This window comes from Dactylosporangium sp. CA-139114 (genome assembly GCF_050955725.1).
GTDB lineage: Bacteria > Actinomycetota > Actinomycetes > Mycobacteriales > Micromonosporaceae > Dactylosporangium.
Map to the genome: position 1 here is coordinate 3,607,857 of NZ_CP192080.1, position 21,544 is coordinate 3,629,400.

Below are 21,544 nucleotides of genomic sequence, written 5' to 3' on the forward strand. Positions count from 1 at the left end.
GATCGTTATGTCGCAGCACGTTGTCCGTCGATGGACGTCGCGGCGGTTCCGATCGAATGTCGCCTCGATCGGAACGCGGCCCGCGAGCAGGCAGGAATTCCCATTCGGAGGAGACCGCCGTGAACACCACGTTCGACGCTGGAATCGGCCAGGCGGCCGAGCATCCTGCGATCGACACCACGCTGCGGATTCAGGCGCAGGACCTGATGCGTTCGCATGCGCCTGGCGAAAGCGGCAGTTGCCAGCATCCGTCCTGTAAGGGTGTGGCGTATCCCTGTGTTGCCAGGCGCGTCGCCGGCGAGCTGTCGGACGCCAGCAGCGGACCATGGCCGCGCCAGTGGACCGCACGACTTGATGCGCAGTCCTGTGGGATTCCAGTGGTGGCGGTTAGGTCATGAGTGCGCAGGGCCGTTCGACGAACCGCTGGCTTCGCAACCGTGCCATCCGGACCAAGCTTTCGATCATTCTCACGATTCCGGTCGTCGCTGTTGTCGTCCTCGCGGCGCTGGTGTTCTTTGACGCTTACAGCGCGGGGCAACGGGCTGAGGAGTCCCGGCGTGCGGTGGCGTTGGGCGGCGACGCCGGCGCCTTGGTCGCGCGGCTGCATCACGAGCGGGCGGCTGCTGCGCTGGTGTTCGCGCCGGGGGTTGGCGACGGCCGGCCGACCGCTGCGTACCGCTCGGCGGTTCAGGACACCGATGCGGCGGCTGCGGACTTCCGTGTGCACCGCAGCGGCGTCCGTGTGTCGCCGGACGTGCGGCTGGTGCTGGACCGGATCGGTGACGGTCTGGATGACCTGTCGGCGCTGCGCCGTCAGGTGCAGGATGACCCGCGGGCTGTGTCGAGCGTGATCCTGTTCCGGTATCGGGCGCTCGTTGCTGACCTGCTCACGTTCCGGGCGTCGCTGAGTCAGATCGGTGTGCCGGCGGCGACGGGCAACGAGCTGCGGGCGGCCGCAGCCCTGTCCCAGGCGATCGAGGCACAGGGCTTGCTGCAGGTTGCGGTGATCCGTGCCCTGACCGGAGGGGTGGTCACGCCGGCCCTGCAGCAGGAGATCGTGGGCGCGTCCAGCATGTCTGGTGAGGCTGTGACGGACTTCCAGGTTCTGGCGCCGCCTGGGTGGCGGGCGCAGCTCAACACGGACGTGAACGGCCCGGCGGTGATCGGCGCGGAGCGTGATCAGGGCATTGCCACGCGGACACCGCCGGGCGACCGTCTGAAGCTCGCGGGGGACGCGGCCGGTTGGTCTACGGCCATGGCGGCGCGGATGGATCTGCTGCATGCCGTCGAGGCCGCGATCGATCGGCAGATCCTGGACGAGGTCACGGCCCAGCGCGATGCGGCGCGGCAGTCGGCGGCGTTGGTCGCAGCGGTCGTGTTGCTGGTGCTGGCGTTGACGGCCGGCATCGGGATGGTTGCGGTCCGGTCGATGAGCCGGTCGTTGAACGGTCTTCGTCTGCAGGCGGCGGATGTTGCGCACAACCGGTTGCCGAGCCTCGTCGCGGACATCGACGCGCGGCACGCGGATCGTGATGCCGTCCGGGAGCTGGTGGCGGCAGCGGCCACACCGATCCCTGTGGACGGCCGGGACGAGGTGGGCCAGGTCGCGGCCGCGTTCAACGCCGTCGCTGAGGCCGCGGCGGGTCTGGCAGCCGGCCAGGCCGCCGCTCGCGCGTCGGCCACGACGATTGTGGCGTCGCTGGCCTGGCGGCTGAAACGTCAGGTCGACGACGTGGCCGGTGAACTGGACGTTGTCCAGCGGAATCAGGTCGACACTGAGGTGCTCGCCGGCCTGTACCGCGTCGACACGGCCGCAACCCGCGTCCGCCGACGCGTCGCCAACCTGCTCGTCCTGGCCGGGCAGTACAGCCAGGGCCGCCCGCAGCCTGTGTCGCTGACCGACGTGGTCCGCGCGGCGGCACAGGTCATCGAGCAGTACGAGCGGATCGACGAGCACATCAGCGACCACCGGATCTTCATCGACGGCCCAGCGGTCGACGACCTGGTGAACCTGCTGACGGAGCTGCTGGACAACGCCACGCACTACTCGCCGCCCGAATCGCGAGTATTGCTGCACGCCGCGGCGACCGGTGATCTGCTGCATATCCAGATCGCCGACCGGGGTTTCGGCATGAGTCCGGAAACGCTCGCCCAGGTCCGTGCCAAGTTCGCCACGCCGGGGACCTTTGACGAGCACGCCGCCCGGCATATGGGGATCCCGGTAGCGGCGACCCTCGCACACCGTCTGAACCTCGAAGTCACGTTCCGCACTGAGCAGCGGGCTGGTACCAGGGTGGACATCACCGTGCCGACGCACCTGTTCATGGTGCGGCCGGACTTGGCGCTGCCGCCGGCCGGACTCCTGGCAGCAACGGGCGAGCAGACGCGTGAACTGCCACGGCAGCGACCGCCGAGTGACCCGCCAGCGGCGACGTGGAGTCCGCTGGCCATTGAGCCCAGCGGATCAGACTTGGGTGAACGGCTCGCGGCGACGATGCCGACGCCAATCTTCGACGAAGTCTCCAGCCGCCGGCCTGAGCCGTGGCTGGAATCCCCCGTGCCGTTCCCAGCCGCGCCGGCGGAGCCACCGGTCCTGACATTCACCGACTCCAATCTGCCGATCCGGCAACGAGGCCGTCACTTCCACGACGTGCTTCCGGCCGCGTCGCAGGCCACCGCTGACGCAGCTCCGATTCGCCGCGACCCCGCACACATGCGACACCAGCTCGCCGGGTTCCAAAGCAGCCGGCGATCCCGCTCCCTGCCCGTTCAGCCCGCTCACGTTGTGGAGGCATCGCCATGAGCCAGCAGCACGACTCGAGGTTCTCGTCGACGGACTGGGGCTTTCTCCTGGACGATGTGTGCCGACTGCGGGGTGTTCGCGGAGCGATTGCAGCGTCGGCGGACGGCATGCTGCAGGCGCACCATCACCTGGAGCAGGACGTCGCCGAAACCCTGGCCGCGAGCACGTCGGGCATGTCGTCGCTGGCCAATGCCACGGCGAAGGTCCTCGGCCGGGGCCTCGTCACGCGCACCCTCATCGAGTACCAGGGTGGCTATCTCTTCGTCGACACGGTCAACGACCTATGGATTTTGGCCGTTGTCGCTGGCCACGACTCCGACATCGGTCAGGTCGGCTACGAGATGAACCGGCTCGCCGCGGCGGCGGGTGAAGCCCTCAAGCCAGCGGCGAGGACACCTGCCAGATGACGATCGCCGCCGACCGCACGGGCACACCCCGGACGGCGACCGCTGTCAAGATCGTGATCGCGGGCGGGTTCGGCGTCGGCAAGACAACCCTCGTCGGCGCCATCTCCGACATCACGCCGCTGACGACCGAAGCAGCTATCACGACGGCCAGCACGCATGTCGATGACATCGGCGCCGTGCCGGACAAGCAAACCACGACCGTGGCGATGGACTTCGGCCGCGTCGACCTCGACCCGACCTTGGTGTTGTACCTGTTCGGCACACCAGGGCAGCAACGGTTCTGGTTCATGTGGGACGAGCTGCTGCACGGCGCGATCGGCGCGGTCGTGCTCATCGACCCCGCCCGCATCGCGGACTGCTTCGCCGCTCTGGACTTCTTCGAGCATCGATCCGTCCCGTACGTCGTCGCGGTCAACCGATTCGACCACGCCCCGACGTTCGGTGACGGCGAGCTGCGGCTGTCGCTGCAGATCGCCGACACCGTGCCGCTGCACCACCTCGACGCCCGCAACCACCACGACGTGCGGAACGTGCTCGTGCTGCTCGTGGAGCACGCGCTCGCCACGCGCCGGGGCCGGGCCGGTCGCCCGGCAGCCCCTACCCGATCCTGAGGAGCGCACGACATGCACGACAGGTACCGACGACGCCGCTGGACCGCGGCCGCCGGGTTGCTGGCCGCAGCGATGGCGCTGACCGGCTGCGCCGGTTCCGCGGTGGACACGTCGACACCAAAGCCGAACGCCAGCGACCCGCTGGTGGTGGGCTACCTTGTGCCGCAGACCGGCCCGTACAAGGCCAGCGGCACCGACCTGCTCAACGGCTTCCAGCTCTACCTCGACACGCACGGCAACCGGCTGGGCGGCCGGCCCGCGAAGCTCGTCGTCCAGGACGAGGCCGACGGCAAGCAGACCGCCGCGAACGCCGCAAAGAAGCTCATCGAGCAGGACCGCGCCACGATCCTGGCCGGCGGGGCGACCGCAGAGACGACGCTAAGCGTGCAGGACCTGGTCGCGCAGAAGAAGATCCCGTTCGTCGGCACCGGCGGCCGGCCATCGACGCTCGCCGCGGACAAGCTGCCGTGGATCTGGCACACCTCGTGGCTGTCACGGGAGGTCGGTGCCGCGATCGCGGAGTACGTCAAAACCACCATCGACGGCCCGGTCTACGTGATCGGCCCCGACTACCAGGGCGGCTACGACAACATCGGCGGGTTCGTCGACGCGTTCAAGGCCGCGGGCGGGGTGGTCGCCAACGAGGGCGGCAAGCCTACGTGGACGCCGTGGACCCCGCCGGTGACGGACTACGTCCCGTACCTGACCAAGATCGACCCGACCAAGGTCAAGGCTGTCTTCACGTTCTACGCCGGCACACCAGCAGTCGGATTCGTCCAGCAGTACGCCAAGGTGCTGGGCGGCAAAGTACCGCTGTTCGCCGCCGGGTTCCTCACCGACGAGTCGATCCTCGAGGCCGAAGGCGCCGCCGCGGACGGCATCCAGACCTCGCTCAACTACGCCGCTGACCTGGACAATCCGACGAACAGGTCGTTCTCCACCGCGTTCACGAAGGCGTACAACGCCAGCCCGCGACTGCTCAACGTGACCGGCTACGACGCCGCCGCGGTGATCGACGCCGCCGCGACCGCGGCCGGGCCGGGCGCGACGCCCGCCCAGATCAACGCGGCAATCGGCAAGCTCGGCCAGATCGACAGCCCGCGCGGGGCGTGGCGGTTCTCCAAGGACCACAGCCCGGTGCAGACCTACTACCTGCGCAAGGTCGGCGCCGATGGCCGCGGCCGAGCCAACATCCTTGTCCAACCGCTGACCACCCTCGGCAACTAACCCCTGGGAGACCTCGTGAACGCCACCGCAGCCACACCGACCGGCACACCGCCGGCGTATATGTTCGACAACGCCACCGACGAGGCCGCGCGCCAGGTCGAGCTCCTGGCCGACATCCTCGACCCGCACACCACTGAGGTCATCGACCGGATCGGTGTCCGGCCCGGCTGGCGGGCGCTGGAGATCGGGCCCGGCCGGGGCACCATCGCCGCGCAGCTGGCCCGGCGGGTCGGCCCGACCGGCACGGTCGTCACGGTCGACCTCGACCCGCGCCACGTGCAGCCCGCTCCCGGTGTCGAGATCGTCACCGGCGACATCCGCACCGTGGACCTGGAGCCGGCCAGATTCGACCTGATCCATGTCCGACTGGTCCTTATGCACCTGCCGGACCGGGAGGAGATCCTGGCCCGGCTGGTGGGGCTGCTCAAACCCGGCGGCGTGATCGTCGTGTCGGACTGGGACTGCACCTGGCGCGACATGCTCATCGACGCCCCGCCGTCGGTGCGTGACGCGTTCGCGGCGTTCCAGACGGCGCTGACCGACATCGCGCAGGACCACGGCGTCGACCCGTCGTGGGCACGGACCGCCCCGGCGGCGATGCGCCGCGCGGGCCTGACCGACATCACCGCCACCGCCTACACCCCGCTGTGCCGGGGCGGGGAGCCGGGGTTGCTGCTGCACGCCAGCAACTCCCGGCAGCGGGAGGCGGCGCTGCTGGCCGCTGGGATGACCGCGGCGGACCTCGAGACCCTGCGCGACGGGATGACGTCCCCGGACACGCTCGGCTTCGCCTACCTGATGTTCACCACCGTCGGCCGCCGTCCCGGCGCCTGATCCGCACACCGGGGAGGGGAGCCACCAGGTGACCGTGACGCTCGTAGATGTCCTGAACGCTGCGGCGCTCAGCTCGCTGCTGTTCGTGGTGGCGTCGGGGCTGACGCTCATGTACGGCGTGATGGGCGTGCTCAACCTCGCCCACGGCGCCATGTACCTGACCGGCGCCTACCTGGCGTTCCTGCTCTCCCACGGCAGCCTGCTCTCCCTCGGGCTGGCCCTCGCCGCCGGTGCCGCCCTCGGCGCCGGCGGCGGCGCCGCCCTGCACGCCGCGCTACGTCCGGTCCGCCGCTACGGCCACCTGACCGAGGCCATGGTCACCCTCGGCGTGGCGCTGCTGCTCGACCACGTTTACACGACCTGGACCGGCGGCGCGCCGCTGCCGACCCCACCACCGACCGCCCTGGCCGGCAGTATCACCGTCGGCGTCCACGGCTACCCCGTGTATCGGCTGCTCTTCCCCGCCGTGGCGGTGCTCATCGGCGCCGGCCTGCACCTGATCGTGGTGCGCAGCCGGGTCGGGGTGCTGCTGCGCGCGACTGTCGCTGACCCGGACATGGCCGCCGCGACCCGCATCCCGACCAGCCGCGTCACCATGACCGCGTTCGCGGCTGGCGGTGCCCTCGCCGTTGTCGGCGGGGTGTTCGGCGCCCCATACCTCGGCCCGGCGCCGGGCGTGGACACCACCATGCTGGTCGCCTGCCTGGCCGTCGTGGTGATCGGCGGTACCGGCTCGGTCCCCGCGACCGCCGCCGCCGCGCTGCTCGTCGGCGGTGTGCAGACCATCGGCGCCGCCGCAGCACCCCTCGCGGCCCCGTTCGCCCTCGGCCTGGCCATGCTCGCCGCGCTGATCCTGCGCCGCCCCACCACTGTGAGGGCCGCATGACCACCGCCTCGACCCATGCCTCGGCCACGGCCGCCGATGCAGCCCCGACGATGGTGACGTCGACCGCCGAGCCCTCGCAGCGCAGGCGCGGCGGCCGACGTGGCCAGGTGACCGCGCTCGCTGCAGCCGGGCTGCTCGCCGCCGCCCTGCCACTGCTGCTGAACGCGTACACCGTCAGCCTCGCGACCAACGCGATCATCCTCGCGCTGCTGGCGATGAGCACCCAGCTGCTGACCGGCGTCGCGGGGCTACCCAGCATGGGCCAGACCGCCTACCTCGGCGTCGGCGCCTACACCGCCGTCCTGCTCGCCCAGGTCGGTGTCACGTCGGGCCCGGCGCAGCTCGCCGCGGCGGTCGCGGCCGGCGCCGCCGCCGCGGCCGTCACCGCACCGCTGGCGCTGCGCACCCGCGGCCCGGTGTTCCTCATGGTGACCTTTACCATCGGCCAGCTCGCCGTGACCGCCGCAAACAAGTGGCGGACTGTCACCGGTGGCGACGAGGGCGTCAGTGTCGCCCCGGTCACGCTGCCCGGCCTGCCGCCGCTGACCCTCGACGGCTACCTGTACTGGTACGCCCTGACAGTCTTCGTCATCGCCGCGGTCGGCGTGTGGTGGCTGCTGCGTTCCCGGCTCGGCCTGCTGCTGCGTGGCTGCGCCGCCCACGAGCCGCGGATGGCCGCGCTCGGCCACCCGGTCACCGCCGAGTTCACCGCCGGGTACGTCATCGCCGGCGCCCTCGCGGGCGCTGGTGGGGCGCTGCTGAGCGCCGCGCACCGCTATGTGAGCCCGGCCGACTTCGGGTTCGACATGGCGACGGTGGCGCTCCTTGCCGCGGCGCTCGGCGCCGGCCGGATGTGGGGCGCGGTCCTCGGCGCCATCGCCGTGGTCGCCACCCGGGACCTCGCCGGGGCCGCGATCACCGGCGGGCACGGCATCGCGCTGCTCGGCGCGTTGCTCCTCATCGTCGCCTACGCCCGCCCGGCCCGCCAAACCGCCGTCCGCCTACGCCGCCGCACGCCAGCAGCCCCAGCCGGCCCGGCCGTGACGCCGCCGGCATCACCCGAAGCGGAGGCGTAACCGATGCTGGAGCTGCACGAGCTGACCCGCCGATACGGCGGCCTGACCGCCCTCGACGAGCTCACCCTCACCGTCGATACCGGGGCCAAACACGCGGTCATCGGCCCGAACGGGGCCGGCAAGACCACCGTCGTCAACCTGATCGCCGGCACGGTGCGCCCCAGCGCCGGCCGGATCATCGTCGACGCCCGCACCATCACCGGGCACGGTGTCGCACGGCGGGCCCGGGCCGGGATCGGCCGGACCTACCAGCACCCGGCGCTGCCCGCACCGCTCACCGTCGCAGAGACCATCGCACTGGCCATCCCCGCACGCGCCGGTCGGCTGGACCAGGTCGCCGTCATACTCGACCAGGCCGGGCTACTTCCGGACGCGGACCGCCGGGTGGGGGAGCTCCCGTACGGCCGGCAGCGGGTCCTCGAGCTGGCCACCGTCCTCGCGCGCCGGCCCCGGCTGCTCCTGCTCGACGAGCCCTCCGCGGGCCTCGACCAGCCTGAGATCGACCGGCTCGCCGAACTTTTGGCCGCCCTGCCCGGCAACGTCACCGTGCTACTCATCGACCACCACCTCGACCTCGTCTGGCGGGCCGCGACCACGGTCACCGTCCTGGACCGCGGCCGGCACCTGCGCACCGCGGACCCGGCCACGATCCGGGCCGACGCCGCGGTGCAACACGCCTACCTCGGCGTTACCGACGTGCACAACGCTGCCCCGTCCCGACCCGCCCGCCCCGGCCACCACGTCACGACGGGACCGCAGCTACTGACCGTGGAGGATCTGGACGCCGACCACGGCGGCGCGCCGGTGCTGCACCAGGTCACGGTGCATGCGGGCTCGGGCGAGATCGTCGGCGTGCTCGGCCGTAACGGCGCGGGCAAGTCGACGCTGCTCAACAGCATCGCGGGACTGCACCGGACCCGCACCCAACACAGCGTGCACCTGGCCGGCCGGCCCGTGCCCGCCGACCCGGGCGGCGCCGCCGCCCTCGGCATCGCCATCGTGCCACAGCACCGCCGCCTGTTCGCCGGCCTCACCGTCGCCGAGCACCTGCACAGCGCCGCCACCCGCCCGCCCGTCGCGGATGCGCCGCGGCGGTGGAGCGTCACAGACACCCTCACGTTGTTTCCCCGGCTCGGCGAGCGACTCGGACATCGGGCGGGCCAGCTGTCCGGCGGCGAACAGCAGATGCTTGCCATTGCCCGCGCGGTGCTCACCGGCCCCCGGCTGCTCCTGCTCGACGAACCCAGCGAAGGACTGGCCCCCGTCATCGTCGCCGAGCTCGCGGCCACGTTCGGCGTCCTCGCCGATGCCGGGATCGCCGTACTGCTGGCCGAGCAGCACCTCCACCTCGTCGCGCAACTCGCCGACCGCATCGAGATCCTCGACCACGGCCGCGTCGCGCTCAGCGTGACCACAGCCGAACACGACGAGCCAGCACTGCGCGACCAGCTCGCGGCGCTGGCCGGCCTGACCACGCAGGCGCCATGAACGCCACGCCAACAGGACGGCCAACGCCGCTGACAACGCCTGCCACCACCGCGACCGGCAGCGGCAGCGGCAGCGGCAGCGGCAGGCCGTCGTGGGACGCGCCGGACATCCAGCAACAGATGGTGCGGCTCTACATCGACGATCGGCTGTCCATCCGCCAGGTCGCCCGGCAGATGGGCTGCGCCTACGGCACCGCCCACCGTGTGCTGCACGCCGCCCACGTCCAGATGCGGCCCAAGGGCCGACACCGACAACAAGACGCGCCGACGCCACGCCACCAGCGTCCACGACGGCAGCAGGACGGAGAACCGCGATGACCAGCAGCCAGCCTCCAGCAACCCCGCATCGCGCGGCCGAGCGGGTGCCAGCATGCGCGATCCGATCGCTGACCACCCTCGCCGAGGCCCAGCTGGCGCAGGGCCGCCGGCAACCGGCCCTGGCAATCCTGCGGGCCGCGCTGCTCGACGTCGACCCCGGCACAGCCCCGCCGCAGGCCGACCTGATCGCGGCAGCGAGGCTGTACGCCGACACCCTCGGTGTGCACGAGCACGGAGACTGGCACAGCCTGCGTTGGGCGCGCTACGCCCACCGGGCCGCCACCGCCATGTACGGCGCCGCTGACGCGCGCACGATCCACACCGCCAGAACCCTCGCCCGGAACCTGGCCGGCTACCACCACGACCATGCCGCGATCGAGCTGCGACAGCAGCTCGTCGACCAGCTTACCGACCGCGACGGCCCCGCGGATACCGGCGTGCTCGCCGCCCACGTAGACCTGGCGATCGCCCAGCACGTCGCCGGGTACTGCCACGTCGCGATCACCGGCCTCACCCGGACATGGCAGCGGTGGCGGCGACAGCACGGCGACGCCGACCTCGGCAGCGTCGCCATGCTGCTGCAACTGGCCGCGATGCTCGAGGACTGCGGCCAGCACCACGCCGCGGCTCGCCGCACCGAGCAGGCATGGCGCGCCTACCGCACACCGGTCAGCCCCGGCAGCCGAGCACCGGCGCGGTTCAGCGTCGACTGGCTCACCGGACCGGACCACCGCCACGACGGACTCTGCCGAGGCGTGCCCCGGTCAGTCCGCCTCGGCGACGACCTCGCCCGGCTGCATCAACTCGCTCGTACCTGGCAGCGCGGCGAGTACCCCGCCCGTCATCCGCTCAGCCGCGCCCACACCTGGCGGGAGTTGCTGCCATGACCGACGCACACCAGCCGACGCCCGCCACGACAGTCCCAGCGCAGGCCGACATCCGGCGCGTGCCGGCGGCGGACGCGGCCGGCATCAAGGCCGTCGCCGACGTGCTGGCCACGGCGTTCGCCGACACGTCACTGCGCGTGCTGGTAGCAGCGGACCGCGCTGCCCGCACGGCGGCGCTGCGCCGATGCTTCGGCGTGCTGGCGGGCTGGGCAACCATGCACGGGGCGGTGTACCTCCAGGACACCGGTGCGGGAGCGGCCCTGTGGCTGCCCGCTGGGCAGCCACGACCCTTCCAGGCTCGCAGCGGCCCGCAGCGCGCGTCACACGGCGGGAACACCGCGGACGACGCCATCGACACGGCGCTGCTGGAGCTGCACGCCGCCACCCCCGACGCTCCCGGCCTGAACACCCTTGCCACCGTGCTGTACCCCAGCGTGGTCGTACGCGAGGCCTCGACCCCGCCGCCGTACCTGCTCGCCATCGGCGTCCACCCAGACGCACGCCGTCACAGCGTCGCCCGGCAGCTGATCGATGCCCACCACCGCCACCTCGACGACGTCCCCGCCACGGCGTACGCGATCGCCGTCGACCCCGTCGGGCACCGACTGCTGGCATCGGCTGGCTACCAGCTGCACCGGGTGGACCAACCCGCGGCTGGGCTGGCACTGCAATGGATGCGGCGACCGCCGCATGGCAGCCAGGACGGTACGGCATCTGGTGACCGCAGCGGAACCGGTCATGCACCGGCCTTGTGCCACAGATACGAGTCACCACCCAGCACACCAACCGCCACCACACCCAGGCGCCGACCCCAGTAGCCGATACGGAAAGCGCCCACTTCGTAGCTGCAGTCGACGTGTATGGAGGCCGTCCTTGTTCACCGCCACACCCACCGTTACCCTCCGCGACCTCCCCGGCCTGCCGGTCAGGGCAACGGTGCTGGTTCCGCCGCTGGCAGCGCCGGTGGCCGAACGGTGCATGACCGCCCTGGCCAGCCGGGCGATCGACGCCGCGCGGCGGGCACACCGGGACCGGGCCGTGTTCGCAGTGTGCGTGGACTGTGCCTGCTGCGACGCGTACAGCACCGCTGTCAAGATCGCGGCTGCGATCGCTGGCATCGACGTCACCGTGTTCGTCCCCGTCTACCGCCGCAAACCGCTTGCGATGCCGTCGGCGTCGGACGGTGCGGGCCGGTTCGGCCCCGACGGTGAGCTCATCGACGGCACGTATGCGGACGCTGTGGCGGCGAGCAAGCGCCACGCCTCGAGGACCGGCGCCGCCGACGTCAACGTGCCAGGCCCATACGGCAACCACGGCCACCTGGCCCTGGCCATGTTCGCCGTGGAGTTGCTCAGCGGTCTGCCCGAGCCGCCCGCCGCGCTGTGGATGCCGTTGGACGTCTTGTGCCCCGGCTTCGACGGGGCCCTGCGGCTGATGGGCTGGCCCACCATCCTGACCGCGGTCACTGCCCAACCCGCGACTGGTTGGCCGGTCAACAGCGATGCCGTCGGGAGCCCTCGCCCGGCTGGTCATGCCCCTGCACAACCGCCGACGGCATGGCCGGCGTCCCCGATCGAGGCGTACCTCGGTGCTCCCGCCGGCGGCAGGCACGTCCGTTCGGCCGACGCTGCACAAACCAGAGACGCGCAGCGGAGGCTGGCCGCTGCCGGGATCGTCGCAACAACCGATGCGGCGCTCGGGCTCGCCGGCCTGCTCGCCACCGTCGATCGCGCCGACGCACACCTGGCAGTGGCTGGTGACCAGGTCGTGCTGGCCGCGCCGTCGTCGACCGGGCCCGCTGCAGGACAGCGCCGATGAACAGGCCGCCCGTGTCGGTGCAGCAGGCGCAGCTACACGATGCCGCCGCTGTCGGTGACGTACTGGCGTCGGCACTCGCGGACAGTGCGGTTGGCGCACTGCTGACACCTGGCCGCGCCGCCCGCAAACGCATGCTGCGCCAGATCTGCACGGCCCTGGCCGCCGAGGCCGTAATCCATGGCATGGTGCACTTGCGCAGCGACGGCGCTGGCGCAGCGATCTGGCTGCCAACCGGGGTGGCCAGCACCACGCCTGCTCACGCGGCTCAACCCGCTGACAGCGACTCCGCAGCCGACACCGTGTTCAACCGGGCGCTCGACGAGCTCGATCCTGTCCCTTCTGCCGCCGGTCCCGCCGCGCTCAGCGACACCACCGACACCGTGCTCCACGCATTCGCTGCGCTGCTGCGACCCGCCGTACGACCCCACCACCCCACCAGACTGCTGCCCCCGGCCCTGCCGTCCCCCGCGCGCATTGCGTGGCCGGGAGCAGCGTTCCTGCTCGCCCTGGGCGTCGACCCCGACGCCCGGCGCGACGGTGTCGCCCGGCAGCTGCTCGCCCACCAGCATGCGACGCTCGACGCAGCACGCATCCCCGCGGTCGCGGTTGCGATGGACCCAGCCGGGCACCAGCTCTACACCACGGCCGGCTACCAGCCGCACCACGTCGACCCGGTGGTTGACGGACTCGCCGTGCAGTGGCTCGTGCGGCCGCCAGACGGCGTGGGAGCGGCGGGGTCCGTCGATTTGATCACTCCGCGGCACGGCTGGAGCAGCGCATGAGCGCATCGCTGCGGCTCTCCACGGCGCTGCTGGTGAGTCAGCTCTCGGACATCGTGACCCTCACCCCAGGCCGCGGCAACGCCCTCTTGGCCGCCGATACCGTCCGTGAGCACCTCACCGGGCACCGGGTCATGCGCTGGCTGGCGCCGGACACGGCCACCGCCAACCAACTCGGCACCGACCTGACGCTGCTCATCGAGCATCTCCTCGAGCACGGCGGTGTGGTGGACATGTTCGACGACCGGTCAGCCCTCGCCGTCTGGACCCCCGCCGTAGACGACCAGGGCCCCCTGCCGCCACTGGCAACACTGCGTCGTTCCTCCGTCGACCCGGTCTACGCCGAGCGCTGCGCAGCGCTGGAGGCGATCCTGCGCACCTCGGCGCCGGCGCGCGATGGGCACCTGCTGCTGGTCATGGCCACCAAAACCGACGTGGTCAGCCCCGTGCGTGTGTGGACGCTGCTGCACCGGCACCACCAGGACCTCGACACCGAACGGCTGACCGGCCACGCGGTAGCGCTCGATCCGGCCACGCGATGGCTGATGCACCGCCACGGCTACACCAGCGGCCGCCCGGGCGGACGGCTGCCGAACGGCACGCCGTGGTGGCCGTTGCGCCGCGAGCCGCTGACCACCCACCCGACCCGCGGAGCCTGATCATGAACCAGCCACCGCAGCACCCTCTGATCGTTCCACCCGCGCGCCACGGCCGGCCGCTGCAAACCAAGCGCCGTGGCGTGCACGCCGGGGAGACCGCGAGACCGGGAAGGGGCCCGCGGTCTCCCCGGCAGCCGCGCACCGCCCGGGCCGCGACCCTGCTGACCGCGGCCATCCTGGCCGCCGCCACATCCGGCTGGGCAGTCGGACCAGGAGCTACCACTGCGCCGGCCCGAGCCGCTGCGCGACCGGCCGCGTCGGCGTTGACGCCGCAGGCACAGCTGGCACGGCTCGCGCAACGCCTCGACGCCCTACCGGTCGACACCGCAGCCGGCGCCGCGTCCGGCGCGTGGCCGGGCGGGACTGCGTGTTTGCGGGTGCAGCGACGGACGGAGTCGCTCAGCGGTGTGGCTGTGTCGGAGTCGGTGCGGTGGGTGGCCCCGGACGGATCCGGTGTGGTTGCCGAACGCCGCGCGTGGCTGCCCGTCGCGGCGGGCGTCTCGGCAGCGAGGGGCGCGCTGGAGCGGATCTCGCCGGTGGTGACGAGGTACCAGCGTGGCCAGCTGCCGTCGCCGGTCGGTGATCCGGTCCCGGCCGACGCCGGCGTGCTTGCGGCGCGGGTCGCCGCCCGCACGGCCGGCACCGGCAGCAGCCCGGCCGCAGTGGTCGCCGTCCTGGCCGACCTCGCCGGGATCCGTAACCTCGACGCCCACCAGCGCGCAGCAGTGCTGCGGGTCCTCGCGTCACTGCCCGAACTCACCGCCACCGGCCGGCACACAGGTCCGCACGATCGCCCCGGTATCGGATTCCGGATCACCGACGCCACGACGACGGTCGTGGTTACCGTCGATGCGGCCAGCGGACGCCTGCTGCTGCACGAGGCGGTGGACACGGCGGGTCGCCGACAGACCAGCTGGCTGCCGGGCGCCGCCGGGTGCTGCTGCCGCCCGCCGACCGACCTCGACGGTGCCGCCCGGTGCTGGCCGATGCGCTGCGCGCCGCTGTTCATCGACCCGGCCCGCGGAGCCTGACCATGACCCCTGGAAACCCCGGAAACCCCGGGCACTTCTCAGGCTGGGAAGCCGACCCCCACGCCGCGGTTGTCGAGCACATCGGTGCTGTGCTGGACCTCGAGGTCGACCTCCGTGAGGTCCTGGTCGCCCAGGACCGCCCCGGCCGTGACCGGCTCACGACGGGGGCCGCCGCACCCCGTGTCGTGGGCGTGTGGCTCGGCGACGCGACCGGCTGTGGCCCGGACCGGGCCGTCGCCGCCGCGCTGGCCGCCGCAGCCCCGCGTCTGCCGATGCTGGCCCGTGCTGCCCGGGTCTTCCGCCGGGAGGCCGTTCATGATGCTCTGGACAAGGGATGCCTGCAGCAGGTGCTTGACCTGGCCGCTGGGATCCCGCCTCGTGACGAGCCGCTGTACCACCGTGCCGGGGCGCCTGTCACGGCCGTGTACGTCGAGCAGGACCCCATCGCCGTCTACCTGCTACAGGACCGCCTGCGCGCGCACCGCCCGGCTGGCCGGCCTGACCGTCAAGACCAGCGCAGCATCGTGGTGCATGCAGGGCTGTCTGTGCCAACCCCACTGCTCGACGCTCTCGTTGAGCGTCAGGTCCTGGACTTCGCCGAACCGGTGCTCGTGGTGCTGTCGATGGCGCTGCACCACCTGGCCCGCTTCGAGGCCCTGCACCTGCTCGACGTGCTCCGTCGGCGGCTTGCACCAGGCAGCCGGATGGTCATCACCGCGTTCGTCGCGGACCCGTACGACGCCGTCACCCGCGACGCGGTTATCGCCGCCGACACCGCCGTGCCGCAGCTCCACCTGCACCGCAGCGTCGACCTCGAGGACTGGCTGGCCGAGACGGGCTGGCCGGTCGACCAAGCCGAAGTCCCTGCCGGGCTGTTCGCCGCGGTGGCGCACGTCCCGTGGAAGCCGGCATGACCCCCAACACGCATCCACTATCCACCCGTCCCGCCGATCCTCCGGGCCGGGCCGGCCTGCTGGTGGCATTGCGCCGCCATGGTCTGCCGGTACCGGAGCTGGTCGCGGCGGGCAGATTCGGCGACTGGCACGCGACACTCACCCGCGACCTCGGCCCCGCGCACCCGCAACACCCGGCGGCCACCCTCGACGAAGTGATGCCGCCGGCATCACCGGGGCGGCTCGAGACGCCCCGTACCTCGGCCCACGCGACACCACCAACCACACCGCGCCGGCCGGGCACCGACCACACCGCCACGGCACAGCACATCCCGACCCAGACCGGCACCCATACGGATCCCACACCGACGGCGCATCGGGCGCACGGAATGGCCGGTCTCCTCGCCGCCAACCGGGGCAGCACGTCCGCCGGCCCCGACCTGGTTCTCGTGCCGCAACAGACGATCAGCGGCGTCACCTGGGCCGGCGACCTGTGACGCCCGACATCGCCGGCCACTCCGCAGACGCCCCGGCACACGTCCGCGGCGCCTTCCAACCGCGACAAGAGAGCGACTCACGAATGACCGTCCTGCGCCACCAGAACCCGCAGACCGCAGCACCGGACGGAACCACCGCCGCGGACAGCAGCCAGCCGGGCTCGGCCAACCGGGAACTCGGGTGGTGGCGTGCCGAGGAAGTGTACTCGGACATCGCTGACCGCTACCGTGGCGGCCGGACGGTGCGCGGGATCGCCGCCGACCTGCAGTGCGGTTACGGCATCGTGTATCGGGCCCTCGACCTGGCCGGGGTCAGCCTGCGGCCTCGCGGCGGCAGTCGCCCACGCACCGGCATCGACCTGGCCCGCCGGGCGGCCGGCCGGTTCGACCACCGGGTCCGGGCTGCGATCAGGGCAGTGGTCGAGGCCGCGAAAGACCACGTCGCACAGGACCGCCCGGCCGCGGCCGGGCAGCTGCTCGCCGATGGGTTGTCCTGGTTCGATCCGGCAACGGTGCAGCCGGAAGAGTGCCTGGTCGAGGCGGCTATCGCCTACGCCGCGGCATTCGGCGCGCACGACGTGGGTGCGGTGCTGCCCTGGGCGCGGTATGCCTACGACAACAGCCGACGTGTGTTCCCGCCCGGTCACGCCCGCATCGCCGTGGCGGTGGAGACGTACGTGACCGCCCTGGACCGGGCCGGTGACCGAGCCGCGATGATCCTGATCGAGCAGGAGCTTATGGAGCTGCTGCCGGCCGAGCGCATCAGCACCGACGCGTTGCGGCTGCATCTCGCTCGGACGCTGCACGAGGACGGGCAATGCCAGCAAGCGCTCCGCGAAGCCGCCGCCCTGCTCGAAGCGATCACGGAACGCCAGCCGATCCTGGACGGTGATACGGCGGTGCTGGTGCGGTCGGTCGCCGCGATGCAGCACGGCTGCCACCAGCACGACCTGGCCGCCCAAACCATTGCCCTGACGGTGCCGGGCAACGTTCACGGTGACCTGCGCAATGCCCTCGGGTACGCGCACCTGTCGGCGGCGTGGCAACAGGGTCCCGGCGAGCACGCCGCCACCTGGCATCCCGGCCAGGTGTGTAGCCACCCGGCATGTCCGGCCACCAGGTCCGCGGCCCCGACCGGCGGGCCAGCGGCCCGGGTCGCCGGGGAGCGCGATGCCCGCCGGGATGGTGCGCCCATGACGACCGCTGAGCAGAGCAACCGGGACAACATCATCTTTGCCGAGCGGCTCGCCGAGATCGATGCGGTTGGACCGGCCGCCGAGGTGCTGGCTGATGTCCTGCGCGGGCTCGACCCGGCCACAGCGCCGCCGGAGGAGCTGCTCATCGAGGCGGCGATGGTGTACTCCCGGCTCGCCGAACCGACCCCGGACCTCGTGCCCGACGACGTGGCCTGGGCCGGATACGCACACCGGGCGGCACGCGCACGGTACGGACCGGGTCACGCCACCACCCTCGCCGCGATGGAGAACCTAGCGAGCGTGCTGTACGCGCGTGGCCGGTTCGACGAGGCCAACCGCGTGCGCCGGGACCTGATCCAGCTGCACCTCGACTACGGCAACATCGACGCCCACCTGATCCAGCGGATGGAACTGGCCGACCAGCTTCACGCGGCCGGCCGCTGCGAAGACGCCATCCGGCAGGCCCAGGCCGCCTGGCAGGACTGGATCAGCCGCCACGACCCGACCAGCCCCGACACGCTGCGGATCATGTTGCAACTCGTCGCCATGCTCCTCGCCTGCGACCGCTTCGAGGATGCCGTCGCCGTACGCACGCTGGCCCAGTTCACATCGCCGAGCAGCGACGACGCGATCGCCGTCACGATCCCCGCCAAGATCATCCAGCACCGTCCGGTCTGCACCCGCCAGGACTCCACGGCAACGGCCACAACCGGACAGGACGGGGTGCGCTGATGGGCCGCTCCCGCCGCCCGGTGCGGCTCCGGCTGACCGGCCGCCGTGCCCTCGACCGGGCAGAGCAACTGCTCGCAGACCGCCGCGCAGCCGAGGCCGCGGCACTGATGGTGAAAACCTACCTGCGGCACGAACACCCGCAGACCGCCGCCGCGCACGAGGACCTCATCGACGCGGTCGGCTGGTACGTGCAGGCGGTCGACGCCAACCCGGCCGCCGTCCCGGAGCCGCTGGCGTGGGCCCGCTGGGCCTACGCCGCCGCGCACCAGCTGCACGCGGACGGCCCTGACCCGGACACGCTGCAGGTCGGTGTCGACGCCCTCACCCACGCCCTGCTGCGGGCTGGCCTGCGTGAGGACGCGCTCGTGGTGCGGCGTGAGGGCATCCAGGTCGCCGCCGCGCGCGGCGAAACCGCCGGAGCCCGGCAGCGCCACGTCTGGCTGGCCTCGGAAATGCTTGCGGCTGGCCGCTGCGCCGACGCCGCCGACGAGGGTCTCGCCGCGATCGAACCGATCTTCGACACCGGCCCGGACACCAGCGCGGACGACACCAGCGCCGCAATCGGCATCTACATGGCCCTCGAATCCTGCCACCGCCACGACGCCGCCACCGCACTCGCGGCCCGCCTCGGCCGGCATCCGGCCGTGCTGGCGGCCGTGGCGCTGCTGGCGTTCGAGGCCGACAGCGGCCACCTGCTCAGCACCCTGCCGCCGTCATTCCAAGCCCACACCGAGCAACACTACGCCGGGGAGCCCTGCGCCCGGCCGGACTGCCCGGCTGTCCACGACGGTGCGCTCGGCGCGCGGTTCTACGCCGCGCTGCTGTCCGGCCACGACCCGGCCACCGCTGCACCTGACGTCGCGCTGATCCGGGTCGCGTCCCGGTTCGTGCTCTTCCCTGGCGCCGACGAGCGGCGCACCGCGGACGCCGCAGCCTGGGCCGGGTACGCCCACCGCGCCACCCCCGCCGTCCCCGACAACAGCACCGAGCACATCACCGCCGCGACTCGGCTCGCGCTCGTCGTCGCCAACCGGCAGGACTATGCGCAGGCCGGGATCGACGCCTGTCGCTCCGCCCTCGCCGCGCTCACCGGCCGCGCCACCATCGCCGAGGTCGTCGCCGTGCGGATGTGGCTGGCGAGGCGGCTGCACCGCGCCGGGTGCTGCGACGACGCGCTCACCGAGGCAGCCGCCGCGCTCACCGCCTACCGGGAGGTCAACACCGACCGCGACGTCACCGGCGTCACGTACTACCTGGACGCGTCCGCGATGTTCGACGGCTGCCACCGCCACGACGGCCTCGACGCCCTCGGCCACGACTCGTCGTTCGACGGCCCGTACTTCAACAGCCAGCACAAGGTTGTGGCCGGCTGGTTCGTGGCATTCGAGGAGTCGCTGCTGGCCATGCTCGACCACACCCGCACCTTCCACGCCAGCGTGACCTGCACGCACGAGCGGTGCGCCAAGCACCTCGCCGCCGCAGCCGACATCCCGCACCAGCGGGCGATGCGCCACATCATGGCCCTGTATGAGCAACACCGCCTCGACGAGGCAGTGGCCGCCGTCCGGGCGCACCTCGCCGACCACGACCCGACGACCAGCCCCCCGTCGAAGGGCCTCGCCCAGGTAGCCCTCTGCCACCTCACCAACGCCGTCGAACACTTCCCCGACGAACGCGACGACACGGTCCTGCCGTGGGGCCGCTACGCCCGACACGCCGCCGACGCCCTCGACCCCGACCGCAGCACCGGCTGGACCGCGCTCATCTCCATGTTCGTGCAGGCCGCGACGCTGTACGGCGCGCACACCGAGGCGATCGCAGCCGCCGCCGAGGCCAGCGAGCATTGCATCGACCGCGGCGCCCCTCCTGCCGCGATCAGCGCCCAGCTCGAGCATGCCGCCGCGCTGCACGCCGCCGGACACTGCACCGAAGCCCGCGAACACGCCACCGCAGCCTGGCACGACGCCCTGGAGCACCTCGACCCGGCCGACCCCGAACAACGGCTCACCGGACTGCTCGCCGGCACGGACCTGATGCACCTTTTCGGGGACTGCCACCAGCACGAACAGGCCGTCGCCGTCATGACACGGGTCGCGATCACCTACGGCGCCCACCACACCACCACCGAGATTGATGCCGGCACGGAGGAACGCGAACAGCGGTGGCAGCGGGCCAACCGCGGCTTCATCCATCGCAGCGACCGCCACCGCGCCGCCTACCACGCCACCGACCCCTGCCTCAGCGAACACGAACACCTCCGCGTCGACGTGGCGTTGGCCCTCCAAGGCATCCCCGCCCACACCGACACCATCCCGTACCTCGTCGCCGCCCTCCAGGACACACCATGACAACCTCCAGGCCAGACCAGCCCGCCGCCCCGTACGTCCTGCCGGACGGCCCCCGCACCGCATCTCGCTACGACTTCCTACTCGGTGGCAAAGACAACCTCCACGACGACCGCGCCTCCGCCGAGGCCCTCACCAAGGCGTTCCCGGACATCGGCACCGCTGTACACGAACTGCGCCGCTACATGCACCGCGCCGTGCGCTACCTCGTCGCCGAGGCTGGCGTCCGCCAACTCATCGACATCGGCGTCGGCATCCCCAAACCACCGAACGTGCACGACCTCGCCCACCGATACGCGCCGGGCACCCGCATCGTCTACGTCGACCACGATCCGATCGTGATGGCCCACGCCCGTGCGCTGCTCACCCCCGGCGAGGGCTGCGCGCCCATCGACTACCTCGAAGCCGACCTCCGCAACCCGCACGACATCCTCACCAGCCCCGCTCTGCGCAGCCTCGACCACGACCAGCCGGTCGGCCTGCTGATCCTGGCCGTCCTGCACTTCATCCCCGACGACGAGCACCCGGCCGACCTCGTCCGCGCCCTGCTGGATGGGTTACCGCCAGGCAGTCACGTCGCGATCTCGCACACCACCTTTGACCCGCTTCCGGCCGAGGTTCGCGCCAAGCTCGACGCGCTGCCGCCCGGCCGGCACGGGACCTTCCAAGCCCGCACCTTCGACCAGGTCGCCGCACTCGTCGACGGCCTCGACCTCGTCCCGCCCGGCCTCGTGCCGATCAGCCACTGGCGGCCCGACCTCAACCGTGACGGCGACGAACTCGCCGAACCCGCCAAGGCCGCCGGATACGCCGTCATCGCCCGCACCCCACCAGGCACCCGCCACCCCGCCCGCAGCAGCCGCAACACCGGGCCAGCACAGCGCACCGCCCAACCAGTCAGTACCCCGCAACCGCAGGAGGCCCGCCCGTGATCCCGCCCCGGGCCGCCGAGCCGGCAGCGGCGACGCGCCTGCCAGCCCACCGGCCCACCCTCGTTCGGCACCAGCCGGCCACGGAAGGCATCGATCTGTGCCCAGGCTGGCTCGCCGCAGCACATG

The 21,544-nt window shown here is 72.1% G+C and carries 21 protein-coding genes and 1 pseudogene; all 22 read left to right on the top strand.

All coding sequences use genetic code 11. The annotated features are described in order from the left end of the window. Positions 1-119 precede the first annotated feature (119 nt). The 22 genes and pseudogenes from ACQP2P_RS16370 to ACQP2P_RS16475 all read left to right on the top strand — a co-directional run bounded on the left by ACQP2P_RS16370 (position 120) and on the right by ACQP2P_RS16475 (position 21,418). A complete protein-coding gene (locus ACQP2P_RS16370; RefSeq protein WP_433616959.1) occupies positions 120-398 on the top strand; it encodes a hypothetical protein in 279 nt (92 codons plus the stop codon). Further along, complete coding sequence (locus tag ACQP2P_RS16375) at positions 395-2,803, top strand: sensor histidine kinase (protein WP_433616961.1); 2,409 nt, start codon at positions 395-397, stop codon at positions 2,801-2,803. Before ACQP2P_RS16370 ends, ACQP2P_RS16375 begins: the two co-directional genes overlap by 4 nt. Next, entirely contained in the window at positions 2,800-3,210 is a 411-nt protein-coding gene (locus ACQP2P_RS16380; protein WP_433616963.1) for a roadblock/LC7 domain-containing protein, read from the top strand. Before ACQP2P_RS16375 ends, ACQP2P_RS16380 begins: the two co-directional genes overlap by 4 nt. Beyond that, a complete protein-coding gene (locus ACQP2P_RS16385) occupies positions 3,207-3,821 on the top strand; it encodes a GTP-binding protein (RefSeq protein ID WP_433616965.1) in 615 nt (204 codons plus the stop codon). The genes ACQP2P_RS16380 and ACQP2P_RS16385 overlap by 4 nt, the downstream gene beginning before the upstream one ends. A 12-nt stretch (positions 3,822-3,833) precedes the next feature. Next, positions 3,834-5,048 (top strand): ABC transporter substrate-binding protein, encoded by a 1,215-nt coding sequence (locus ACQP2P_RS16390; RefSeq protein WP_433616967.1) that lies wholly within the window; start codon positions 3,834-3,836, stop codon positions 5,046-5,048. Between the two features lie 15 nt (positions 5,049-5,063). Next, positions 5,064-5,882 carry a methyltransferase domain-containing protein gene (locus ACQP2P_RS16395; protein ID WP_433616969.1) on the top strand — a complete coding sequence of 273 codons (819 nt, stop codon included), beginning with the start codon at positions 5,064-5,066 and terminating at the stop codon, positions 5,880-5,882. Positions 5,883-5,910: 28 nt separating this feature from the next. Beyond that, positions 5,911-6,768 carry a branched-chain amino acid ABC transporter permease gene (locus ACQP2P_RS16400; RefSeq protein WP_433616971.1) on the top strand — a complete coding sequence of 286 codons (858 nt, stop codon included), beginning with the start codon at positions 5,911-5,913 and terminating at the stop codon, positions 6,766-6,768. A 107-nt stretch (positions 6,769-6,875) separates the two neighbouring features. Further along, complete coding sequence (locus tag ACQP2P_RS16405) at positions 6,876-7,844, top strand: branched-chain amino acid ABC transporter permease (protein ID WP_433616973.1); 969 nt, start codon at positions 6,876-6,878, stop codon at positions 7,842-7,844. A 3-nt stretch (positions 7,845-7,847) separates the two neighbouring features. Beyond that, the gene (locus tag ACQP2P_RS16410) at positions 7,848-9,332 is read left to right on the top strand and encodes an ATP-binding cassette domain-containing protein (RefSeq protein WP_433616975.1); all 1,485 of its coding nucleotides are present in this window, start codon (positions 7,848-7,850) and stop codon (positions 9,330-9,332) included. After that, a complete protein-coding gene (locus tag ACQP2P_RS16415) occupies positions 9,329-9,649 on the top strand; it encodes a helix-turn-helix domain-containing protein (protein ID WP_433616977.1) in 321 nt (106 codons plus the stop codon). The genes ACQP2P_RS16410 and ACQP2P_RS16415 overlap by 4 nt, the downstream gene beginning before the upstream one ends. Beyond that, positions 9,646-10,536 (top strand): hypothetical protein, encoded by an 891-nt coding sequence (locus tag ACQP2P_RS16420; RefSeq protein ID WP_433616979.1) that lies wholly within the window; start codon positions 9,646-9,648, stop codon positions 10,534-10,536. Before ACQP2P_RS16415 ends, ACQP2P_RS16420 begins: the two co-directional genes overlap by 4 nt. Further along, positions 10,533-11,354, top strand: a complete 822-nt coding sequence (locus ACQP2P_RS16425) for a hypothetical protein (protein WP_433616981.1) — start codon at positions 10,533-10,535, stop codon at positions 11,352-11,354. Before ACQP2P_RS16420 ends, ACQP2P_RS16425 begins: the two co-directional genes overlap by 4 nt. Positions 11,355-11,409: 55 nt before the next feature. Continuing rightward, the gene (locus ACQP2P_RS16430; RefSeq protein WP_433616983.1) at positions 11,410-12,354 is read left to right on the top strand and encodes a hypothetical protein; all 945 of its coding nucleotides are present in this window, start codon (positions 11,410-11,412) and stop codon (positions 12,352-12,354) included. An 11-nt stretch (positions 12,355-12,365) separates the two neighbouring features. Beyond that, positions 12,366-13,136: a hypothetical protein gene (locus tag ACQP2P_RS16435; protein ID WP_433616985.1), complete on the top strand. Its 771-nt coding sequence runs from the start codon at positions 12,366-12,368 to the stop codon at positions 13,134-13,136. Continuing rightward, complete coding sequence (locus tag ACQP2P_RS16440; RefSeq protein ID WP_433616987.1) at positions 13,133-13,792, top strand: hypothetical protein; 660 nt, start codon at positions 13,133-13,135, stop codon at positions 13,790-13,792. The genes ACQP2P_RS16435 and ACQP2P_RS16440 overlap by 4 nt, the downstream gene beginning before the upstream one ends. A gap of 455 nt (positions 13,793-14,247) precedes the next feature. Continuing rightward, positions 14,248-14,823 (top strand): hypothetical protein, encoded by a 576-nt coding sequence (locus tag ACQP2P_RS16445; protein ID WP_433616989.1) that lies wholly within the window; start codon positions 14,248-14,250, stop codon positions 14,821-14,823. Next, positions 14,769-15,737 (top strand): SAM-dependent methyltransferase, encoded by a 969-nt coding sequence (locus tag ACQP2P_RS16450; RefSeq protein ID WP_433616991.1) that lies wholly within the window; start codon positions 14,769-14,771, stop codon positions 15,735-15,737. Before ACQP2P_RS16445 ends, ACQP2P_RS16450 begins: the two co-directional genes overlap by 55 nt. Further along, positions 15,734-16,213 carry a hypothetical protein gene (locus tag ACQP2P_RS16455; RefSeq protein WP_433616993.1) on the top strand — a complete coding sequence of 160 codons (480 nt, stop codon included), beginning with the start codon at positions 15,734-15,736 and terminating at the stop codon, positions 16,211-16,213. The genes ACQP2P_RS16450 and ACQP2P_RS16455 overlap by 4 nt, the downstream gene beginning before the upstream one ends. Before the next feature lie 83 nt (positions 16,214-16,296). Further along, a pseudogene (locus tag ACQP2P_RS16460) lies at positions 16,297-16,491 on the top strand (hypothetical protein); the annotation flags it as partial. A gap of 138 nt (positions 16,492-16,629) precedes the next feature. After that, the gene (locus ACQP2P_RS16465) at positions 16,630-18,141 is read left to right on the top strand and encodes a hypothetical protein (protein ID WP_433619601.1); all 1,512 of its coding nucleotides are present in this window, start codon (positions 16,630-16,632) and stop codon (positions 18,139-18,141) included. Next, the gene (locus ACQP2P_RS16470; protein ID WP_433616994.1) at positions 18,141-20,489 is read left to right on the top strand and encodes a hypothetical protein; all 2,349 of its coding nucleotides are present in this window, start codon (positions 18,141-18,143) and stop codon (positions 20,487-20,489) included. Before ACQP2P_RS16465 ends, ACQP2P_RS16470 begins: the two co-directional genes overlap by 1 nt. Beyond that, positions 20,486-21,418 (top strand): SAM-dependent methyltransferase, encoded by a 933-nt coding sequence (locus tag ACQP2P_RS16475; protein WP_433616996.1) that lies wholly within the window; start codon positions 20,486-20,488, stop codon positions 21,416-21,418. The genes ACQP2P_RS16470 and ACQP2P_RS16475 overlap by 4 nt, the downstream gene beginning before the upstream one ends. Positions 21,419-21,544: the final 126 nt, after the last annotated feature.